At 39.0% G+C, this 21,494-nt stretch carries 21 protein-coding genes; 15 read left to right on the top strand and 6 right to left on the bottom strand.

Annotated features, from left to right (window positions below; translation table 11 throughout):
• Positions 1-2: 2 nt before the first annotated feature.
• From lpxK to flxY, 8 genes are all read left to right on the top strand, one after another.
• On the top strand, positions 3-1,016 hold the full coding sequence (lpxK, locus tag C8P65_RS06920; RefSeq protein WP_107782179.1) for a tetraacyldisaccharide 4'-kinase: 1,014 nt from the start codon (positions 3-5) through the stop codon (positions 1,014-1,016).
• Positions 1,017-1,038: 22 nt separating this feature from the next.
• Positions 1,039-1,593, top strand: a complete 555-nt coding sequence (locus C8P65_RS06915) for a thioredoxin family protein (RefSeq protein WP_095914500.1) — start codon at positions 1,039-1,041, stop codon at positions 1,591-1,593.
• Between the two features lie 145 nt (positions 1,594-1,738).
• Positions 1,739-2,902: a sigma-54-dependent transcriptional regulator gene (locus C8P65_RS06910; RefSeq protein WP_107782178.1), complete on the top strand. Its 1,164-nt coding sequence runs from the start codon at positions 1,739-1,741 to the stop codon at positions 2,900-2,902.
• Positions 2,903-2,944: 42 nt separating this feature from the next.
• Entirely contained in the window at positions 2,945-3,583 is a 639-nt protein-coding gene (locus C8P65_RS06905) for a SanA/YdcF family protein (RefSeq protein WP_107782177.1), read from the top strand.
• A 24-nt stretch (positions 3,584-3,607) separates the two neighbouring features.
• Entirely contained in the window at positions 3,608-3,961 is a 354-nt protein-coding gene (locus C8P65_RS06900) for a 4Fe-4S binding protein (RefSeq protein WP_107782176.1), read from the top strand.
• Positions 3,962-4,034: 73 nt separating this feature from the next.
• Positions 4,035-5,672, top strand: coding sequence for a vWA domain-containing protein (locus C8P65_RS06895; RefSeq protein WP_107782215.1), 1,638 nt, complete (start codon positions 4,035-4,037; stop codon positions 5,670-5,672).
• Positions 5,673-5,749: 77 nt separating this feature from the next.
• Positions 5,750-7,753, top strand: a complete 2,004-nt coding sequence (locus tag C8P65_RS06890) for a DUF3857 domain-containing protein (RefSeq protein ID WP_107782175.1) — start codon at positions 5,750-5,752, stop codon at positions 7,751-7,753.
• A 7-nt stretch (positions 7,754-7,760) separates the two neighbouring features.
• Positions 7,761-9,065 (top strand): flexirubin biosynthesis putative acyl-CoA ligase FlxY, encoded by a 1,305-nt coding sequence (gene flxY, locus C8P65_RS06885; RefSeq protein WP_107782174.1) that lies wholly within the window; start codon positions 7,761-7,763, stop codon positions 9,063-9,065.
• Position 9,066: 1 nt separating this feature from the next.
• Here the strand turns inward: flxY and C8P65_RS06880 are convergent, their stop codons facing one another.
• On the bottom strand, positions 9,067-9,510 hold the full coding sequence (locus C8P65_RS06880; protein WP_095914505.1) for an acyl-CoA thioesterase: 444 nt from the start codon (positions 9,508-9,510) through the stop codon (positions 9,067-9,069).
• A gap of 120 nt (positions 9,511-9,630) precedes the next feature.
• On the opposite strand from C8P65_RS06880, the gene mraY reads away from it, so the two are divergent.
• Positions 9,631-10,884, top strand: coding sequence for a phospho-N-acetylmuramoyl-pentapeptide-transferase (mraY, locus tag C8P65_RS06875; RefSeq protein ID WP_107782173.1), 1,254 nt, complete (start codon positions 9,631-9,633; stop codon positions 10,882-10,884).
• On the opposite strand, the gene C8P65_RS06870 is transcribed toward mraY, so the two are convergent.
• Positions 10,885-11,547, bottom strand: coding sequence for an alpha/beta fold hydrolase (locus tag C8P65_RS06870; RefSeq protein ID WP_107782172.1), 663 nt, complete (start codon positions 11,545-11,547; stop codon positions 10,885-10,887).
• Between the two features lie 198 nt (positions 11,548-11,745).
• Here C8P65_RS06870 and C8P65_RS06865 point away from each other — a divergent pair, with 198 nt between their 5' ends.
• Genes C8P65_RS06865 through C8P65_RS06840 form a run of 6 tightly spaced genes read left to right on the top strand, consistent with a single transcriptional unit; the run spans position 11,746 to position 17,795 of the window.
• Complete coding sequence (locus C8P65_RS06865; protein ID WP_107782171.1) at positions 11,746-12,027, top strand: GNAT family N-acetyltransferase; 282 nt, start codon at positions 11,746-11,748, stop codon at positions 12,025-12,027.
• 21 nt (positions 12,028-12,048) lie between these two features.
• Positions 12,049-13,002 (top strand): D-2-hydroxyacid dehydrogenase, encoded by a 954-nt coding sequence (locus tag C8P65_RS06860; protein ID WP_107782170.1) that lies wholly within the window; start codon positions 12,049-12,051, stop codon positions 13,000-13,002.
• The gene (gene serC / locus C8P65_RS06855) at positions 13,002-14,063 is read left to right on the top strand and encodes a 3-phosphoserine/phosphohydroxythreonine transaminase (protein ID WP_095914510.1); all 1,062 of its coding nucleotides are present in this window, start codon (positions 13,002-13,004) and stop codon (positions 14,061-14,063) included. The genes C8P65_RS06860 and serC overlap by 1 nt, the downstream gene beginning before the upstream one ends.
• 6 nt (positions 14,064-14,069) lie before the next feature.
• Positions 14,070-16,547: a hybrid sensor histidine kinase/response regulator gene (locus tag C8P65_RS06850; protein WP_107782169.1), complete on the top strand. Its 2,478-nt coding sequence runs from the start codon at positions 14,070-14,072 to the stop codon at positions 16,545-16,547.
• Between the two features lie 7 nt (positions 16,548-16,554).
• Positions 16,555-17,427: a nucleoside phosphorylase gene (locus tag C8P65_RS06845; protein WP_107782168.1), complete on the top strand. Its 873-nt coding sequence runs from the start codon at positions 16,555-16,557 to the stop codon at positions 17,425-17,427.
• A complete protein-coding gene (locus C8P65_RS06840; RefSeq protein WP_009392716.1) occupies positions 17,424-17,795 on the top strand; it encodes a hypothetical protein in 372 nt (123 codons plus the stop codon). Before C8P65_RS06845 ends, C8P65_RS06840 begins: the two co-directional genes overlap by 4 nt.
• A 92-nt stretch (positions 17,796-17,887) precedes the next feature.
• Here C8P65_RS06840 and C8P65_RS06835 read toward each other — a convergent pair whose 3' ends face one another.
• Genes C8P65_RS06835 through C8P65_RS06820 form a run of 4 tightly spaced genes read right to left on the bottom strand, consistent with a single transcriptional unit; the run spans position 17,888 to position 21,326 of the window.
• Complete coding sequence (locus C8P65_RS06835) at positions 17,888-19,048, bottom strand: MalY/PatB family protein (protein WP_107782167.1); 1,161 nt, start codon at positions 19,046-19,048, stop codon at positions 17,888-17,890.
• Between the two features lie 19 nt (positions 19,049-19,067).
• Positions 19,068-20,378: a UDP-N-acetylglucosamine 1-carboxyvinyltransferase gene (murA, locus tag C8P65_RS06830; protein ID WP_107782166.1), complete on the bottom strand. Its 1,311-nt coding sequence runs from the start codon at positions 20,376-20,378 to the stop codon at positions 19,068-19,070.
• Entirely contained in the window at positions 20,359-21,039 is a 681-nt protein-coding gene (locus C8P65_RS06825; RefSeq protein WP_107782165.1) for a DUF4290 domain-containing protein, read from the bottom strand. The genes murA and C8P65_RS06825 overlap by 20 nt, the downstream gene beginning before the upstream one ends.
• The gene (locus tag C8P65_RS06820) at positions 21,036-21,326 is read right to left on the bottom strand and encodes a DUF493 family protein (RefSeq protein ID WP_107782164.1); all 291 of its coding nucleotides are present in this window, start codon (positions 21,324-21,326) and stop codon (positions 21,036-21,038) included. Before C8P65_RS06820 ends, C8P65_RS06825 begins: the two co-directional genes overlap by 4 nt.
• Positions 21,327-21,494 lie beyond the last annotated feature (168 nt).

Raw genomic sequence — 21,494 nt, 5'->3', positions numbered from 1 at the left:
CAATGCGATACTTATCGTTTTTACTTTTCCCTTTTGCGCTTCTTTATGGGGCGATAGTGCGCTTGCGGCATTGGTGCTATAATACGGGGATTTTTAAAGAGCATACTTTTACAGTGCCAACTATCTGTGTAGGTAATGTAGCGGTAGGGGGTACCGGCAAGAGTCCGATGGTGGAATACTTGATTAGGCAGTTGCACTCTAAGTGCCGTGTGGCAGTACTCAGTAGGGGGTATAAGCGCAAGACGAAAGGCTTTGTGTTAGCTGATGCACAGGCTACTGTAGCCGATTTAGGCGATGAGCCTTTCCAGTTCTGGCGAAAATTTCATAAAGATATTATTTTAGCCGTTTGTGGAGATAGGGTAGAGGGGATGCGACAGCTGTTGCAATTGCCAACCCCGCCTACAGTAGTTATCTTAGATGATGCTTTTCAGCATCGTCCTGTAAAAGCGACTAAAAATGTGGTGCTAACGGCTTATGGGCAGCTATTTACTGACGATTGGCTACTACCTGTGGGGCGACTCCGCGATGTAGTGAGCCGTGTGCAGCAAGCCGATATAGTGGTAGTAACTAAATGTCCGCCCGACCTATCTGTTGTTGAACGCGAACGTATTGTGGCACAGTTGCAGAAAAAGACCCGCCCGCAAACTCCTATTGTTTTTGCTACTATAGCCTATAGTGAACAAGTGTATTCGGCAGCAGGAGAAAGTCCCTTAGAATCGTTTATACAACAACCTTTTACCTTAGTAACCGGCATAGCCAATCCGCGACCGTTATTAGATTTTCTAAAGAGAAAAGGTGCTGACTTTCAGCATATAGCCTTTCCTGATCATCATCATTTTACTGATAAAGAACTGCAACAACTGCAAGGCTTGCGTGTACTGACTACTGAGAAAGATTATGTGCGGTTTGAGCAAAGCTGGGAGGGTTTACACTATCTGCCCATCGAGATGCAGTTCAGTACTAAAGAAGACGCAGTAAAATTTGGCACAGTTTTTGGTGCGTTTATGCAAGAATAAATGTTATTAATACAAGTACCTTATGACAAAAAAACTTATCGCTATGGTGGTGCTTTTGTTTGCAGCCACTATCACTCTTGAAGCTCAAGAAATTAAATGGATGACTTTTGACCAAGCTATTGCAGCCCAAAAGAAGAAACCTAAAAAAATATTTATAGATGTATACACCAGCTGGTGTGGCCCTTGTAAGATGTTGTCTAGCAACACTTTTGCTAACAAAGATTTAGCAAAATACGTAAACGACAATTACTATGCGGTGAAATTTAACGGCGAAGGTAATGAAGTGGTAAACTACAAAGGCCAACGTTTTGAAAACAAAGGTTATGACCCAGCTTTGGCAGACCGTAGAAACTCAATTCACCCTTTTACTAACTACCTACAGGTGCAGGCTTACCCTACTATGCTATTCTTAGATGAAAATGCTGACCTAATAACCAGCATAGCTAGCTATATGACACCTTCGCAGTTAGAAGTGTATTTGAAACTATTTGCTACTAATGACTATAAGAAAATCACTACCCAGCAAGAGTTTCAAAACTATCAAAACAACTTTAAAAGTACTTTTAAAGCTAACTAATAGCGTCCATTTTAAAATCACTTTTTCATAATTAAAAAGAAAAACTCTTGACACAATGTCAGGAGTTTTTTATTTTTTTATTATTTTTGCAAGCTGATTAGCCAATTGGCAAATTGACAAATCAACAAACTGATACATCAACAATATGACAAAAATACTTATTATAGAAGATGAATCGGCTATACGGCGGGTACTTTCTAAGATATTGCAAGAAGAAAGTAAAGAATACGAGGTCTTTGAGGCTTCAGATGGTATAGAAGGTTTAGAAAAACTAAAAAAAGACGATTACGACTTGGTGTTGTGCGACATCAAAATGCCTAAAATGGACGGATTAGAGGTGCTCACCGAGGCTAAAAAGATAAAACCAGAAGTTCCTTTTGTGATGATTTCGGGGCACGGCGACTTAGAAACCGCCGTAAATGCTATGCGTCTTGGGGCTTATGATTATATTTCGAAGCCGCCCGATCTAAATCGTCTGCTCAACACAGTGCGCAATGCCCTTGACAAACAAAAGTTGGTGGTAGAGAACAAACATCTGAAGAAAAAAGTGAGCAAGCGCTATGAGATGATAGGCGAGAGTGCCCCACTACAACAGATACGACAGATGATTGAAAAGGTAGCTCCCACTGAAGCTCGTGTGCTTATCACAGGTTCTAATGGTACGGGCAAAGAGTTGGTAGCTCACGCTATTCACTGCCAGAGTGAGCGTGCTGAAGCCCCAATGATAGAGGTAAACTGTGCGGCTATCCCTTCAGAATTGATAGAAAGTGAGTTGTTCGGACATATAAAAGGGGCATTTACCTCAGCTGTAAAAGACCGTGCAGGTAAGTTTGAAGCGGCTAATAATGGTACTATTTTCTTAGATGAGATAGGTGATATGAGTTTGTCAGCCCAAGCGAAAGTACTACGAGCTTTGCAAGAAAACAAAATTACCCGTGTGGGGAGTGATAAGGACATCAGTGTAGATGTGCGTGTGATAGCGGCTACTAATAAAGATTTGAAAAAAGAGATAGCTGAGGGGCGTTTTCGTGAGGATTTGTACCACCGCTTAGCAGTAATACTTATCAGAGTACCTTCATTAAACGAACGTCGCGATGATATTCCGCTACTTATCTCTCATTTTTCTGACAAAATAGCAGAAGAACAAGGGATAAGTCCGAAGAAATTTAGCAAAAAAGCTATAGAACTATTGCAAAAGCAAGATTGGACAGGGAATATCAGAGAACTTCGCAATGTGGTAGAGCGTCTTTTTATCTTAGGAGGTAAAGAAATTTCTGAAGACGATGTTAAAGCCTTTGCAGGAAAATAAATTTGCTGATGAGGCGATACTTTGAAAAACAAATAATAAAGAATGAAACTTTTTTTTAAACTTTTAAGGAATAAATATTTCTGGAGGGGAACAATTTTGCTATCGCTGTGGTTGTTCTTGGTGATTATCGCTTGCAATGTGCAGGTAGATAGAAAAACGGCCAATGCCTTATACAGCGATGTAAATACCGTGCCTACTTGCGAGGTAGGTTTGTTATTGGGTACTAATCCTTATCTGAAAAATGGGCAGCCTAATAAGTATTTTCTTTATAGAATAGAGGCGGCTGTACAACTGTACGAAGCAAAGAAAATACAATACATATTGGTGAGTGGTGACAATCACCGAAACGATTATAACGAACCTGAAGAAATGAAAAAAGCCTTGATGCAGAGAGGAGTACCCGAAGCAAACATCATATTAGACTATGCAGGTTTTAGGACATTAGATTCGGTAGTACGTGCTAAAAAGGTATTTGGTAAAGAGCGTTTCCTGATTATATCGCAGCGATTTCATAACCAGCGGGCGCTGTATTTAGCCCAACATCACCATATAGAGGCACTAGCTTTTAATGCTCAAGATGTGACAGCTTACTACGGACTGAAAACACGTGTGCGCGAATATCTGGCACGATTTAAACTTTTTATAGATTTGTGGTTTGAAGTAACACCCAAATTTATTTAATAAAAAATAATTGACGATAAAAAAATGGCTATAATAATAACGGATAATTGTATCAATTGTGGGGCTTGTGAACCAGAATGCCCAAATAATGCTATTTATGAGGGAGCGCAAGAATGGAGCTATGCTGAAGGGACAGCACTAAGAGGAAGAGTTGTGTTGCCAAGTGGAGCTGAAGTAGATGCCGATGAGATGATACAGGCTGTTAGTGATGACTATTATTTTATAGTAGTTGATAAATGCACTGAGTGCATAGGCTTTCACGATACGCCTCAATGTGCAGCAGTATGTCCGGTAGATTGCTGCGTACCTGATGGTAATCACCAAGAAACAGAAGAGGAACTTTACGCTAAAAAGCGCTTTATTCATAATGAGGAATAAAGTTTAATTTATTGATTAGTTTGGCACATCATTTGTTTTTATAAGGGTGAAAAACTCTAATAAAAATATCCTTATGAAAACAAATGTATCCTTATGTATAGCAGCTGCCCTAATGGTAGCGGCTTGTGGCGACCCCTCTCACCGGCATAACAGCGGTGAAATGATAAGTGTAATCAATCCAATACCAAATGAGGTAATAGAAGAAGATGTAGAGATAACGTCGAATGAAGCTGCCCTAATGGAGCCTTCTGCAAATGCAACATCTAAGATGATTCTCTCGTCTCCACCCCAACAGCGCAATGCTGAAACCTACAAAGAGATAAAAGAAAATTCATTTGTAGCAGTAGCTCAACAACCTGTAACTACCTTTTCGGCAGATGTAGATAGAGCTGCTTACGCCAATGTACGCCGCATAATAGGCTACGGACAAATACCCCCCAAAGATGCGGTACGCATAGAGGAAATGGTAAACTATTTTGATTATGACTATCCTGCTCCCGAAGAAGGAAGTGTAAGTCCGCTACGCGTATCACCCGAATTAGCACCTGCTCCTTGGAATCCTAATCACTTACTACTGCGTATTGGCTTGCAAACTAAGAAGATAGACCTTGCAAAAGCTCCCCCTTCTAATATTGTATTCCTCATAGACGTATCAGGCTCGATGGATGAAGAAAATAAATTGCCCTTATTACAATCTTCTTTCAAAATGCTATTGGGGCAACTCAGACCAGATGACAAAGTAGCGATAGTAACCTATGCTAATGGAACTAAAGTAGCCCTTCCATCTACCCGTGTAAAAGACAAAGAAAAAATAATAAAAGTGCTTGATAATCTTTACGCTAGTGGAGGTACTTCAGGTGGCAGAGGCATACAGTTAGCCTACGAACAAGCTCAAAAATCGTTTATAAAGAACGGTAATAACCGTATTATTTTAGCTACTGATGGCGACTTCAATATAGGAATAAACAATACGACAGATTTAGAAAAGTTCATCGAAAAACAACGAGAAAGTGGTATTTATATGTCGGTTTTGGGCTTTGGAATGGGTAATTACCGCGATGATATGGCAGAAACCATAGCCGATAAAGGCAATGGTAACTACGCCTATATAGACAATATCACCGAAGCTAAGAAAGTGTTGATAAATGAGTTGAGCGGGACTCTTTTCGCAGTAGCTAAAGATGTAAAACTACAGTTAGAATTCAATCCTAAATACGTAAAAGAATACAAGCTCATAGGTTATGAAAACAGAATGCTCGCCAATGAAGATTTTACTAACGATAAAAAAGATGCTGGCGAGATAGGGGCAGGGCATACGGTTACTGCACTTTATGAGTTAGTACCTTCAGACGGGAAAGTAGCACAAAGTCTTCGCTATCAGTCGCAAGAGTTAAACGAAAAAGGCAAAGGCAATGAGTTAGGATTCCTTAAAATACGCTACAAAGACCCTAAAGTAAAAGATGCTAAGAGTGTAGAAATAACTGAACCTTTAGTATTTAACAAAAAAGCCTTGAAAGAGACTAGTACTGACTATAGATTTGCTGCCAGTGTAGCCGAATTTGGTATTTTGCTAAGAGACAATAGCAACAAAGCTAACGCCACTTACGACCAAGTAATAGAATTGGCAGAAGGGGCGATAGGCAAAGACCCAGAGGGCTACCGAAAAGAGTTTGTCAGATTAGTTAAAAGTGTAAAAATGTTGCCGAAATAAAATAAAAAGTATTACCTTTGCAGCCACTTGTAGTTTGTAACTATAAGTGGCTATTTTTATAAAAATATAATAAGAACGTGCAAACAGAAGAAAAAGAACTTTACCGCTTTATACAAGCTCCCGATTGGGCAAATACCCTATCAGATACTGAAATAATAGCTTTATTAGTAGATACCGACTTCTCTCGAGAGCAAACCGATGAGGGGCGCGACTACTGCTATTTCTTGCATAAATACAGTAAAATAGACACTGATAGTACCTCCGATTATACCTTTATGGCTTATACGCTCACGCAACCAGAGAACTTAGAGCGTGCCTCGATGTATGATATGATATTAGAAGAGAATGAATTTTTTAATATTCACCGTATCAGTGTGTACCGCAATGGAGAGCTTATAGATAAAACTCCTGATACTACCATAAAAGTACTCGACAACGAAAACCAAAGCAATAGAGGTGTTATTAGTAGTTCTAAAAAGCTAAATTTTTCAATCAAAGACCTTCATTTAGATGATATTCTCATTTTGGAAGACACTAAAGAAAAAGTGTTTACTGAAAAAGAGTTTTTGCGTCGCGACTTTATGAAGTATATCTATGTAACCCCTGATACTTATTGGGCTTATGGTAGATACCACTTTAAACTTATCAATAACAGAGATAAACGAGTAGCTTATAAAAATGTATTTTTCCGCGATGAAGAAAGAAATGTGCTACCTAGTGAGGTGAAGTACTTAGCACAAGGAGAAACTTTTGAAATCATTGAAAATGATTATATCAATCCTGTAGACCCTAATCGCGAGATATTCCCTTTTATAGATTTTGCTACCGATAGCAATTGGAAAGACCTCTCTAACTATATTTATCCTTTGTATGAAGGGGTATTCAATGCTCAACTTACTGATTTTGCTCCAGATTTGGTAGCTAAATTAGACGCTATGCCTACCCTTGATGAAAAACTGCAGTACGCTATAGAATTTGTGCAAAATAACATCTACTATGTGTACAATGCCGATGAGATGAACGGACATAAGCCACAAGAGCCTGCTCTCACTTACCAAAATAAGCAAGGAGACTGCAAGGCAAAATGCGTATTGCTGAAGTGCGTACTTAACTACTTGGGGGTAGATTCATCAGTAGTATTGGTGAATTACAATGTAGATTTTTATCTAAAATACTACTTACCTTCATTGTTGTCATTCAATCATGTAGTGGTGAAAATTAACCATCAAGGGCAAGAGTATTTTATAGATGCTACTGCTCGTAATGAGTTTGGCCGATTAGAGAAACGCGCTGTTATCTCTTTCTGTTTCTATATGGAAATTTTGCCTGACCAAGAATTGCAAGTACGCAAACCTATTCGTTTTGCTGATTATTGCATAGACGAGAAGATTAGTTTGGTGGTGAAAGAAAATAAAGGTAAAATAGAGCTACTGACTACCTACCGCTACAACCGCGCTAATACAATGCGAGGCTATTTTAAATCAAGTAATAAAAACGAGCGTTTAGATAGTTGGAACAACTCATTATTTTATGCTCTTAATTACGCAAATGACCGTAAAGGCAAGGATTTTCGCGATATATTTAAAGATGCTACCCTACAAATAGTGAAAGACGATAAGGTAGAAAACGAATTGACGGTGAAATATGAGGCTACTATAGAAAATCCTTATTTTGTAGACCCGCAAGGGAAACGTTTCCTTATGTATTTTGACGGTAGTGTGCTGAAAAATAGCATAAGAGAGCACCAACACAGCGATGTGAGTTTCTGGCATAATTTTGATAGCGAACGCTATGAAATCTACCTACAAACCGATGAAAATATTGATACTAAAGAGAAATACACTATACAAGAGTGCGACATACAGAACAAGTATTTTACTCATAAAACCCAAAAGTTTATTACTAAAAACTCGGGCAAAGTGATAGTAGAGTACAATCCGCTGATGAATATAGAGATTCCGTTAGACAAATTAGAGCCAGTACGCGAAGACTACCATACAATGGCTGATAGCAACTTTGGTATTGGGATAGATGTAGTAGAGAAAGGATTTTTAAACTCGCTTAAAAGACTTTTTAAATAAAGTTTAAATGAAAGATTGGGTACCAGAAATAGAGAAGCAATCGCAGGCTGATATAGTAGCTTTGCAGGAGAAAAAGTTGCAAGAGGTGTTAGCGTATGTAAATGAGCATTCGGCATTCTATAAGCGACTTTTCAAGGAGTATAATATCAATGTTTCGGCTATTAAAACACTTTCTGACCTGACTAAGCTCCCTACTACCTGCAAAGATGATTTGCAACGTGATAACGATGCTTTCAGATGTGTACCTAAATCAGCTATTGTAGATTACGCTTCTACTTCGGGTACACTTGGTACGCCTGTTACTTTTGGTTTGACGGATAATGATTTGAATCGTCTTGCCTATAATGAGGCTATCTCATTGGCTTGTGCAGGAATAAAAAAGGGAGATGTAGTGCAGCTAATGACTACTATTGATAGGCGTTTTATGGCAGGGTTAGCTTACTTTTTAGGGGTACGCCAATTAGGAGCAAGCATCGTAAGGGTAGGGGCAGGGATACCAGAGCTACAGTGGGATAGTATTAGGCTATACGAACCTACCTATTTGATAGCTGTGCCATCTTTTTTGCTGAAAATGATAGCTTATGCCGAAAAAAATGGGATAGACTATGAAGCCTCATCAGTAAAAGGAGTAGTATGTATAGGAGAGTCTCTTAGAAATCAGGATTTTAGTAATACTCTTCTCGCTGAAAAAATAGCCGAGAAATGGAAAGGGATAAAACTTTATTCTACTTATGCTTCTACAGAAATGAGCACTACTTTTACCGAATGCGAATATCAGCAAGGGGGGCATCATCATCCTGAGCTTATCATCACTGAAGTATTAGATGATGCAGGCAATAGAGTAGGAGAGAACGAAAGTGGAGAGTTGACTATCACCACATTGGGGGTAGAAGCAATGCCTTTGGTACGTTTTAGAACTGGCGATATAGTGACGATGCATACAAGAACTTGTGCTTGTGGGCGCAATACAGCTCGGGTAAGTCCGGTATTAGGGCGCAAACAACAGATGATAAAGTATAAGGGAACGACTTTATACCTACCAGTATTAATGGATTTGCTCACTAATTTTGAAGAAATAGAGAATTACATCATAGAAATAAGTACAAATAGCATACTCACTGATGAAATACTTATCAGGATAGGTACACGCACCCCAACAGAAGCTCTAAAAGAGCGTATTAGCAATCATTTTAGAGCTAAAATAAGAGTCGTGCCTAAGATAGAGTATTGCGATATTGCTGAGTTAGAGCGAGAGTTGTACCCATTGGGCAGTAGAAAACCAATGAAATTTGTAGATAAACGAAAAGGTTAGTTTAAAAAAGTTCTTTCATTTTGTTTTTCCACTTCTCGTAGAAAGGAGGTGGGTAAAGAGCGAGAGAATTATCAGCTAGCGAGGTAAATACTTGTACAGTTTCGCCTGTACATACTAATTCGTCAGCTTTGTTATAAAGGAAGTATCGGAATACCAATTTGGCTACAGAAGTAAGCATATAGTGTGTTTCTACACGTAGTTGCTCTCCGTATTGTACCATTTTCTTATGTTCGCAGAGAGATTTTACGATAGGGGTAGCGTAGCCTTCACGTTGTACATCAAGGTATGAAAGTCCGTATTTTCGACCGAAAGCCTCTCTTCCTTCTTCAAAATATTTGATATAATTGCCGTGCCAGACAATACCTAAGGGGTCTGTTTCGCTAAAACGTACCCTAATAATGACAGAGGCAGTAAGGGCTGTAGGTGTATAAGAATCTTTTCGCATATTAGATAACTAGATACTAATTAAGCAGCAAAATTAATAAATAAAGTAAAACTACCTATTAAATTAATAATAGTTTTGTATCTTTGCAGCCATTTAAAATAAAAATAAAAGACATAAATAATGCTATATCATCTATTAGAAAACTTAGAAAATTACGATTTCCCAGGTTCGGGATTATATAAATACCTTTCGTTTAGGGCGGGAATGGCTCTGCTGATTTCGCTCTTGATTTCTACTATTTACGGTAAGCGTATTATTAGCTTTTTGCAACGTAAGCAGATAGGTGAAACAGTGCGTGACTTAGGGCTTAGTGGACAAAATGAAAAAGCAGGTACGCCTACTATGGGGGGGATTATTATTATTCTCGCTACACTTATACCAGTCCTTTTGTTGGCTAAACTAAACAATGTCTATACTATTTTGCTACTTATTACTACAGTATGGATGGGAACTATTGGTTTTATAGATGATTATATCAAGACATTTAGGAAAAATAAAGAGGGACTCAAAGGGCGTTTCAAAGTATTAGGACAAGTCGGGCTCGGTATAATAGTAGGAGCAACCCTTTATTTTAATGATGCCGTAACTATAAAAAGTGAAAAAACAGGAATAGGGCGTACGCGTACAGAATTGGTAACAACTACTAATAATGAGATAGCGGATAGTGCTAATGAAGTAGTAGTGCCAGAAATAAAATCGACTAAGACGACTATTCCTTTTGTAAAAAACAATGAGTTTGACTATGCAGACCTAATAGCCTGGACGGGCGGAAATTATCATCAATATGTGTGGTTAGTGTTTATTCCGTTGGTTATTTTGATAGTAACAGCAGTCTCAAATGGAGCGAACTTAACAGATGGTATTGATGGATTAGCGGCGGGTAGTTCAGCTATTATAGTGTTGACACTGGGGATTTTTGCTTGGGTGTCGGGGAATATCATTTTCTCGGAATATCTGAATATAATGTATATCCCCAGAGTGGGTGAGATGACCGTATTTATAGCAGCATTTGCAGGTGCTTTGGTCGGTTTTCTGTGGTATAATACCTATCCTGCTCAAGTATTTATGGGCGATACGGGTAGTTTGACTATAGGTGGTATTATAGCGGTAATCGCTATTGCAGTGCGCAAAGAGCTGTTAATACCAGTGCTTTGTGGTATTTTCTTGGTCGAGAACTTGTCAGTAATACTGCAAGTCGCTTATTTCAAATACACTAAAAAGAAATATGGAGAAGGAAGAAGAATATTCTTAATGTCGCCTTTGCACCACCACTATCAGAAACGAGGCTATCACGAAAGTAAAATAGTAATGCGTTTTCTGATAGTAGGGATTTTCTTAGCTGTAATATCAATAGTTACACTGAAAATTAGATAATTACTCCTTAATCATATTGATAAGGTGTTCGTTGAACCATTTATAACGATTGATAATCATAATATGTGTGCCACCGTGGATAACGGTGGCATTTTTTATGTACTGAATAGGAAAAACAGGGTCTTTATCGCCGTGAATATGAATTGTACGGGGTAAAGGCTCTTTTTGTTGCCAATTGACAATGCGGTCGATAGACCAATCGAGGTAGGAGGGAGAACGTAAACCGATATATTTTTCGTATAATGTCAAGCGTTTGTTCATCGTTTCAGAAAAAGAAAAACGTTTCCAGAACTCTAAATGGCTAATAGCTCTCACAGGTAATAACTTATGTAAGTACGTATAACGAGCTAATAGCATCTTCTTAGGGAGTTCGTATTGCGTTTTCACACTCGATATAATCACTACTTTTTTATAATCTATTTGCTTAGCTACTTCTTGCATTATAATTCCGCCAAAAGATACGCCCAAAAGAATAGGATTAGGAGCCGTAATCGTACTTGCTAAACGACTGGCATAATGCGCTAATGACTCATCTTCTTCAGGCATAATCCAGTCGAGGAGGTGAATGTCATAGGTATTAGGGAAGTGCAGCCGCTCGAAAATCTTAGGGCTTGCCGCCATTCCCGGCATTAAATAAATTGTAGGCTTATCTTTTATATTCATTTCTTATTGCTTTTTTACGAAAAATTAGTAACTTTGCACCGGATTAAGTATTAGTATCCTTCGATGATTGTTCGCTCATCGTTCGCTCATCCTTTGGTGATCGTTCGCTCATCGTTCGGTGAAAACTAATGCTTGGCAAAGTTACGATATTTTTTGAATAATACATATTACTAATTAAAAAACTAAAAACATATTGCTATGGAAGTAACAGATAGTGAATTTTCGCGTCAATATCAGGCTAAGCAAAATGGGGAACTCGCCTTTGTAGAGTACTCAATTCAAGAGCGTAAAATATTTTTTACAAAGACCTTACTTCCCGAATCGGCTGATGAAGCCTTTGTAGATGAATTTTTCAAAGGGGTTCTGGCTCTTGTATCGCAGAAAAAGTATAAGGTGGTACCGGTATGTCCGGCAGCTATTGCTTTTTTTAAACGCAACAAAGAGTACAAAGAGATACTATCGGCTGGCATCAGAATTTGATAATATATAAAATAAATTTATATGAAAGCAGTATTTTTAGACCGTAACACGCTCTCAGAGCGTATAGATGTTGATATTCCTAAGGGAGTAAACCAATGGGTGGCTTTTCAGAAGACTGCCCCTGATGAAATAGTACAGCGCCTGAAGCCGGCAGACATTGCTATTGTAAATAAGGTGAAAATAGATGAGGCTATCCTTAGACAATTGCCTAATTTGAAACTTATCCACCTAACTGCTACAGGTATGGATAATATCGATAGGGAGGCTGCGAAAGCCTTAGGAATTGAGGTGAAGAACGTAGCGGGCTACTCGACAGAAAGTGTGACAGAGCACTTCTTTATGTTGCTGTTATCGGCTATGCGTGCCTTGAAAACTTACCACGAGAGTGTAGCTGATGGTACTTGGCAAAAAGATGGGCGTTTCTGTTTGACAGAGCCTGCTGTATTGGAATTGCACGGTAAAACCTTGGGTATCATAGGAGTAGGCAACATAGGCAAATCGATAACAAAAGTAGCAAGAGCCTTTGGTATGCGTGTGTTATGGGCAGAGAGACAAAATGTAGCCCCTCGTAATGAAGAATATACAGACTTTGGCAAAGTGTTGTCGCAGAGTGATATAATAGCGGTAACCTGCCCTCTAACCCCAGAAACAAAACACTTAGTGAATGAAGAGTTTATTTCTAAATTGCGAAAGAAACCGTTGTTAATAAACATATCGCGTGGGGCAGTAGTAGACCCGCAAGCGGTTTATGAAGCTATAGAGAGCAATAGAATAATGGGCTTTGCGGCTGATGTATTTGAGAAAGAACCTCCAGCAGCTGACGACCCTCTGCTAAAAATAGCTAATCACCCTCGTGTGATTTATACCCCTCACATCGCTTGGGCAAGTGAGCACGCACAGGATAAGCTATGGCGCATACTCAAACAACAAGTAGAAGAATTTATAGTAAAATACAAAGCAGAACACAAGGAATAATGAAAAAACACAACTTTAGCGCGGGGCCTTCAATATTAGCTCCTGAAGTATTTGAGAAAGCTTCGAGAGCATTGTTAGACTTCGAAGGAACTGGCTTATCGGTAGCTGAAATATCGCATCGCAGTGCAGAATTTGTACGCGTAATAGAGCGCGCTCGCTCTTTGGCTTTGGAAATAGCCGGTTTAGACGATACATATACAGCACTTTTCTTACAAGGAGGAGCGAGTATGCAGTTTCTGATGGTGCCTTATAACCTATTAGAACGCAAGGCTGCCTATGTAGATACGGGTACTTGGGCAAATAAGGCTCACAAAGAGGCGACTCTCTTTGGCGAGGCTATCGTAGTGGCAAGCTCGAAGGCAGAGGGATATAAATATATTCCGAAAGAAATAAATGTACCTACAGAGGTAGATTATCTACATATCACCACTAATAACACTATCTATGGTACGGAATATCATTCTATTCCGGATACGAAAGTGCCTTTGGTAGCTGATATGAGTTCGGATATTTTTTCGCGCCCGATGGACTATAGCAAGTTTGACCTTATATATGCGGGTTCGCAGAAGAATTTAGGCGCTTCGGGTTCGACTTTAGTACTAATAAAAAAAGATATATTAGGCAAAGTGAGCCGAAAACTCCCTTCGATGATGGACTATCAGTTGCATATCAAAAATGATAGTATGTATAATACGCCTTCTACTTTTGCCGTATATGTAAATCTATTGGTATTGGAATGGCTACAAGCTCAAGGAGGGCTTAAGGCTATGGAAGTTCGCAACCGAGCTAAAGCTGACCTACTATACGCTGAGATAGACCGCAATCCGTTGCTAAAGGGCTATGCTGAGAAGGAAGACCGCTCTCTGATGAATGTGGTATTCAACCTGACAGATGAGAGTACTCAGGTGCGCCTTGATAGCCTTTGCAAAGAGGCTAACATCAGTGGTGTAAAAGGTCATCGGAGTGTGGGTGGGTATCGTGCATCTATCTATAATGCGATGCCAATAGAGAGTGTGCAGGTACTAGTAGAAGTGCTAAAAGAGTTTGAACGAACTGCTTAGAATAGAATGAGGCTCAGTAAGATAACGGTAAAAGTAATAGTAAGCTATATACTGCTCATCTGTGTATCGGTAGTGGCAGGATATATAGTATTTAAGGAAATAAACAAGCTATCGAACCAAGAGAAGATAAACCAAGAAGATAGGAATAAAATAGTGCAAATAGGCAAGATTCTATCAATGGTAAATGAGACTGAAAACGCTGGACGTATAGCTATCAGAAGTGATGAAAAGGAAGCATTGCAAACATTTTTAGAGAAAAATGTCTACCTACAAAACGAAGTGCTAAAATTTAGGCGAGATATTACTTCTGAAAAACAATTGCAGACCTTAGATACTATTAGTTCGTTATTGAATCTGAAGAGCAACAACCTGCAAGAGCTAAAGGCATTTCAGGAGAGCGATAGTACCTCTATCATTATTAGAAGTGCTATTAGGAAACTTTCGTCTTTAGAACCTTATTTGGGCTATGAGTTTTTTGCAAAAAAAGAAAATACTAAGAAGAATGCAGTATCCGATGCCTCTACATCGGATATTGCTTCTATTTTAAAAAAATACAAAGGTGTAAAGGTGCCTGCTACCTTTGAAAAAATAAAGAAAAGCAATAAGATAGATAAGGTTGTGATGGAAACGCTGTCGCTTCTGAATAAAGTAAATGAAGAAGCACAGCAATCGAAGAGCCTTATAAATGAGAAAATGCATAAACTTTGGCAAAATGATGTGCAAGTATCGAAAAAATTAGATGATTTGCTGCATAATTTTGAAGAAGAGGTGTTGATAAACTCGCAAAAACTCAGTCAGGAGCGAAAAACTATCTTTGAGAATAGCAAAAATCTATTAATATTGTCGTTTCTCATTGCTTTAGGCATCATTGCTATTTCGAGTATTATTATTATCAATGATTTTGTGACCTCGCAACGCTACAGACGTAAATTAGAGGCTGCTAATCGCAAATCGAACAATCTACTGAAAAACAGAGAACAGCTTATTTCTATGGTGAGTCACGACCTGCGTACGCCATTGAGTTCGATAGTAGGCTACTCGGAATTATTGGGTAAGTTAGACATCACTGAAAAAGGTAAAAACTATCTTTCGCATATAAAATTCTCTTCAGAATATATTTCTAAATTAGTAGATGAACTATTGGATTACACTCGTATAGAATCTGGAAAAGTAGTGATTGAGAAGATACCTTTTAACCTTCCGGAGGTGATAGATGAGGTAGCAAGTAATGTGAAATCGGCTTATAAAAATAAGCAGGTAGTCCTTTCATTTGCTTTCTCGGATATAGTGAATAACTTAAACTTTTCGACCGATGCTTATAGAGTTAAGCAGATACTTTATAACCTGATTTCTAATGCATTTAAATTTACAGAACAAGGTACTGTACGCATAGAAGCTGACGCTCGCCTTTATAAAGATGATATATATGAGATAGGTGTAGCAGTTACCGATACTGGTATAGGCATTAAGAAAGAACAGCAAAAGCATATTTTTAATGAGTTCACTCAAGCAAATGATGAAATATCGAAGTTTTATGGAGGTTTTGGTTTAGGATTGCACATCTCTCAAAAGTTAGCGCATCTGCTGAATGGTAAGATATATTTAAAAAGTGAAGAAGGTAAGGGGAGCACTTTCACCTTGCGTTTTTTAGCTGAAAAAGTGGTAGAACGCACGCGAACTACCCCTATAATCACTTCAGATAAATTGGCAGAAAACATTAGTATAGTGGTGATAGACGATGACCAAAGCATCTTGTCGTTGATAACAGAGTTGTTAAAGCAAAAGCAAATAGAAGCTATTACTTTTACGAATGGTAAGGAAGCTCTTTCAGAATTGGAAAAACTACAGTTTGACTTAGTTATTACCGATATACAGTTGCCAGAGATGAATGGTTTTCATTTTGTAACTCTTTTCAACGAAAAATACGCAGCAGCACCGCTACCTGTATTAGCAATCACAGGAAGGCGTGATGTACCCGAAAGTTTTTATACAAAAAGTGGTTTTTCAGGTATTTTACCGAAGCCTTTTACCCCAGAGAAATTTTATGAAAAGCTAAAAGTATTCTTCCCTAATCTCGACACAGAAGTAGAACATAAACCAATAATGGTAATGCCTTATAATAATACAAAAGGGTATACTCCTGAGGTATTAGAGAGTTTTATGGGTGATGACATAGAGGGCATTATAGGTATTTATAAGCATTTTTTGAATGAAACAGATGAAAATCTGCAGAAACTTAAAACCTCTGCTGAGGCACAAGACTACGCAACAATAAAGTCAATAGCACATAAGATGACTAGTATGTTTGCGCAGATAAATGCTCAACGAGAATCAGAGATACTAGTAGTATTGAATAGAATAGATAAAGAAGTGCCTGAAGATTTAGAAGAAAATATAAAGAATTTGACACAGTTCTTTAGAGAAGATTGCAGGCCTATTATAGAGAATTATTTGAATTCCTTTTCAGAAGGATATAATGATTAGTTGAATTATGATAAAAGAATCAGAACTTATTTTGAATCCCGATGGTAGTATTTACCATATCAATTTGCGACCTGAACAAGTAGCAGATACGATTATATTGGTAGGAGACCCTAACCGTGTACCCCGTGTCAGCGCTTATTTTGATACTATAGAATTTAAGACACAGAAGCGAGAGTTTTGTACCCATACAGGTACTTACAAAGGTAAGCGCTTAACTGCACTTTCTACAGGGATAGGGCCTGATAATATAGATATTGTTATCAATGAGCTTGATGCCCTCTTTAATATTGACTTACATACTCGTAAGCCTAAAGAGCAGCTTACCTCGCTCAATATTGTGCGTTTTGGCACTTCAGGATCGTTACAAGCTGATATACCAGTAGATAGCTTTGTACTATCGTCTCACGGTTTGGGAATGGACAATATGCTGCACGCTTATAAAGATGCTCCTAACGTACGCGAAATAGCTATGGAAGAGGCTTTTATCGCTCATACCCAGTGGAATACTGACAAGGGAAGACCTTATATCGTCGGTTGTGGAGAGACTTTAAAGCAACGACTCTTGACAGATAAAGTATTTGAAGGGATTACGGGTACAGCACCGGGGTTTTATGGTCCTCAGGGGCGTATGTTGCGTCTGCCAGTGCAAGACCCTACCCTGAATGATAAATTGCATAGTTTCAATTATAAGGGACACCGAATGACGAACCTTGAAATGGAGACTTCAGCCATTTATGGACTTTCTAAACTTTTGGGACATCAAGCGGTTTCACTCAATGCTATTATTGCTAATCGCGCAGCAGGTACTTTTACTAAAGATACTAAAAAAGTAGTAGAAAATCTGATAGTGTATGGTTTGGAACAATTGGCGAAGAAATGAAAAAAGCACCTCTAACAGGACAAGAACTCCATAATTTAGCAATGAACATTGTAGGTAATGCTTTGCGCGATGAACTACAATGGGAATTTCTGTTGGTAAATAGTGAGTTGAAGCGCGACCCTCAGTTTGTGTGTGTGGATAAAAACAATCAGAAATACTTTGTGATAGTACGAGCCGTGCCCTACGGAGAAGACCCTCAGCAATACGATGTGGTGTTTATGGAAATAGTACGCAAACACGCTGAAAAACATAATGCTCGCACACTATATGCTGGAGTTGGACTAACTAATACTCAGGATGAGAGCTTCCCGATTTATAAAGATGAACCTTATCGGCTGAACTTTAAAGGAGTAATAGAGATAGAGTAAGAAGTATTACTGATATTAAAAAAGGCAGCCAAAAAAGTTTAAACTAAACTTTTTTGGCTGCTTTTATTTTGTAAGGTAGAAATTATAATCTTTTACCCTATAGCTTCTTTTAGTTGGGTTAAGGCTTGTGCTACTATACTACGGGGGCAAGCTAGGTTGATACGCATATACCCCGTGCCTTCTTTACCGTAAATAGCTCCGTCATTAAGGGCTAAGTGTGCTTGGTTAGTACAGAGGACTACCAACTCTTTCTGGCTAAGTCCTAAAGCGTTAAAATCAATAAATACTAAGTAAGAGGCTTGTGGCACTATCACTTTCAGTTGTGGTAAGTGTTGTTGGAGATAATCTACCAAATAATCAATATTGCCTTGCACATAACTTAGCATCTGCTGTAGCCATTCTTCTCCTTTTGTATAGGCAGCTACTACCGTATTGAAAGCAAACACATTACCTGCTGCTAACTCATTTCCTTCTACATAGCTCTCAAAACATTTGCGTAACGTGGGATTAGCAATCACAGCATATGAGGTAGCTAAGCCTGCCATATTAAACGCCTTGCTGGGAGAGGCAAATACTACCGAAATATCACGAGCTTGCTCGTTAATACTTGCAAAAGGTATGTGCTTATATGGTGCCAAAGTCAGGTCAGCGTGTATTTCATCAGCGACTACTACTACCTTATGGGCGGCGCAGATAGCAGCTACTTTTTCGAGTTCTTCACGCGTCCAAACACGTCCACCAGGGTTGTGAGGGTGGCAGAATAAGAACAACTTACAGTCTTTAATTTTCTCTTCAAAAACATCAAAATCAATATGGTACTGTCCATCTCTGAGTATTAAAGGACAGTTTACTAACTCGCGATGATTGTTGCGTATTACCTGAGCAAAAGGGTTATATACAGGCTGCTGAATCATCACCTTTTCGCCACGCTCTGTGAAGGCTTGCACTGCCATTGCCAAGGCGGGTACTACTCCTGGTACAAACGAAATCATTTCTTTGCTAATCGTCCACTGGTGGCGATGTGCTTGCCAATTGATAATAGCCTCATACCAGCTATCAGGTTTTGAGGTATAACCGAAAATTTCGCACTCCATACGTTTGCGCATTGCCTCTACTATAAAGTCTGGGGTCTTGAAATCCATATCGGCTACCCACATAGGTAGGAGGTCGGTTCTGCCCCATCGTGGTGCCAATGCCTCTAACTTTAGAGCATCGGTGTCTTTCCTACAAATAAGTTCGTCAAAATTATACATAGTTATTAATTGTCAATAGTTAATTCACCCTTACTATATTAGCCCCAAGAGCTCTTAGTCTTTCGTCTATATTTTCGTAGCCTCGGTCTATTTGTTCGATATTGTAAATGGTAGAAGTACCTTTAGCTGAAAGAGCAGCTATTAGTAGTGCAATACCAGCTCTGATGTCGGGTGAGGTCATCAGTGTAGCACGTAGAGGCGACCTGAAATCGTTACCTATCACGGTAGCACGGTGGGGGTCACAGAGTATAATTTTAGCCCCCATATCTATCAGTTTATCGATGAAAAACAAGCGGCTTTCAAACATTTTCTGATGTATAAGCACCTGACCTCTCGCTTGGGTAGCCACCACTAATATAATACTAAGTAAGTCAGGGGTAAAGCCAGGCCAAGGAGCATCGGCTACAGTAAGTATCGAACCATCAATATAGTTTTGTATCTCATAACCATTTGTGTGCGCAGGTATGTGTATATCATCATTTACTTTTTCAAAGGAAATACCCAACTTGCGAAATATCGTAGGTATAATGCCCAAATGCTCCCAACCTACATTCTTGATAGTTATCTCGCTTCGAGTCATTGCCGCTAAGCCAATCCAGCTACCTATTTCTATCATATCGGGTAGAATAGTATGGCTACAGCCCTCCAATTGGGTTACGCCATTTATGGTGATTAGGTTAGAGCCAATACCTTGAATATCAGCCCCCATAGCGTTCAGCATACGGCATAGCTGTTGTACGTAGGGTTCACAAGCAGCGTTGTAGATTGTGGTCTTGCCTTCAGCCAAAACAGCTGCCATAATAACGTTAGAGGTACCGGTTACCGATGCTTCTTCCAATAGCATATAAGTACCTTTTAGTCGTTCAGCTACCACGCTATAAGTGAAGTTACTTTCGTCATACTCAAAGTGGGCTCCGAGTTTTATAAAGCCATCAAAATGGGTGTCAAGGCGGCGTCTACCTATCTTATCGCCACCTGGTTTAGGCATATAGCCTACTCCAAAGCGCGTAAGGAGAGGACCTACTATTAGTATCGACCCTCTTAAGGCTTGTCCTTCGTGATAAAAAGCCTCCGATTTCAGATAGTTGAGGTTTATCTCGTCTGCCTGAAATGAATAAGAGCCCTTGCCGAGCTTTTGAATTTTCACTCCTAAGTTCTCGAGCAGCGAAATGAGCTTGTTTACATCTAAAATATCAGGAATATTGTGAATGGTAACCTTCTGGTCGGTCAGTAGTACAGCACAAAGCACCTGCAAAGCCTCATTTTTAGCTCCTTGTGGAGTGATTTCACCCTTAAGAGTATGCCCTCCTTCAATTTTGAAAACGCCCATTGTTATTCTTTTTATAATTAGTAAATCCTTTCTTTTGTTGCCCTTGTCCGTAGTGGGGGGTAGTAGTAGGGGTACGCTTGGTCAGATTCATTTTTGTACGTATAAGCGACTGGCTATCAGTCAAGTCTTCTTTGCGACGTCGCAAATCTATCTCACCCCTACTGAGTTCGTACAAATGTTCAAATACTACGCTATCATCTACCGATTCTTTGTTCCACGTTAAGAAACTCTTTTTCATATGGTTAGCTATCGAGTACTCTAGCGCCTCTCGCAGTTCGCCTTTTTCCCACTTACAGCAGGTCTCAATCATACGGATAATCACATTGCCATAAAAACGGTATTTAGGGTGTGCCTGCGGATATTGCAACCGGTCAGGACGCTTGTACAAGGTCGAGCGGGTAGGCTTTTCGTATGGCGAATCTACATCTAACTTAAAATCAGACATTATAAACAGCTGATCCCATAGTTTATGCTGAAAGTCAGGCACATCGCGTAGGTGCGGAAATAGGTTCCCCATCACCGCTACGATACTACGGGCAGTGCGGTTGCGCACGTTGCGGTCTTCTAAGAGCACCGCTTTCTCTATCATTTTCTGTATGTGCCTACCATATTCAGGTATGAGTAGCGCAGGGCGCTCTGTATTGTATTCTAATGTCGTCATAATGATAAAATACCTTCTACTTTGCCAGCTTCTTTGTAATATTTAATTACTTCATCAGGGTTTTTAACGGTTAGGCTTACCGAAACACCTATATATTTGCCATTTGATGACGGACGCGTACTAATTTCAGCACTTGTTTCTTTAAAAACGTCTTTTAGTTGCACTAATTTAGCTTCATCATCAGGAATTATGAATTTGTATAGGTATTTAGTAGGGAAAAGAGAGGTCTCTACTAATTCTTTTTTAAGTCGTTCGTAAAATTCAGCAAGTTCTTGTTCTGATTTCATTGTGTTTTCTTTGTTATTATATTAAGTGAGATAGCAGATAAGTTAGACGGCAAAAGTATAAAATAATTAGCAAATTAGCAAATTTAGTTTTCTTTCAGTAGTTATACTGACTATCACATTTACCCCTTCGAAAGGGGGTGGGGGATGTTAATAATCAGTAAGTTGCTA

Source organism: Capnocytophaga leadbetteri, from assembly GCF_003054025.1.
Taxonomy (GTDB): domain Bacteria; phylum Bacteroidota; class Bacteroidia; order Flavobacteriales; family Flavobacteriaceae; genus Capnocytophaga; species Capnocytophaga leadbetteri.
The sequence above is the reverse complement of the archived record's forward strand: the minus strand, read 5'-3'. Positions and strand labels throughout refer to the sequence as shown.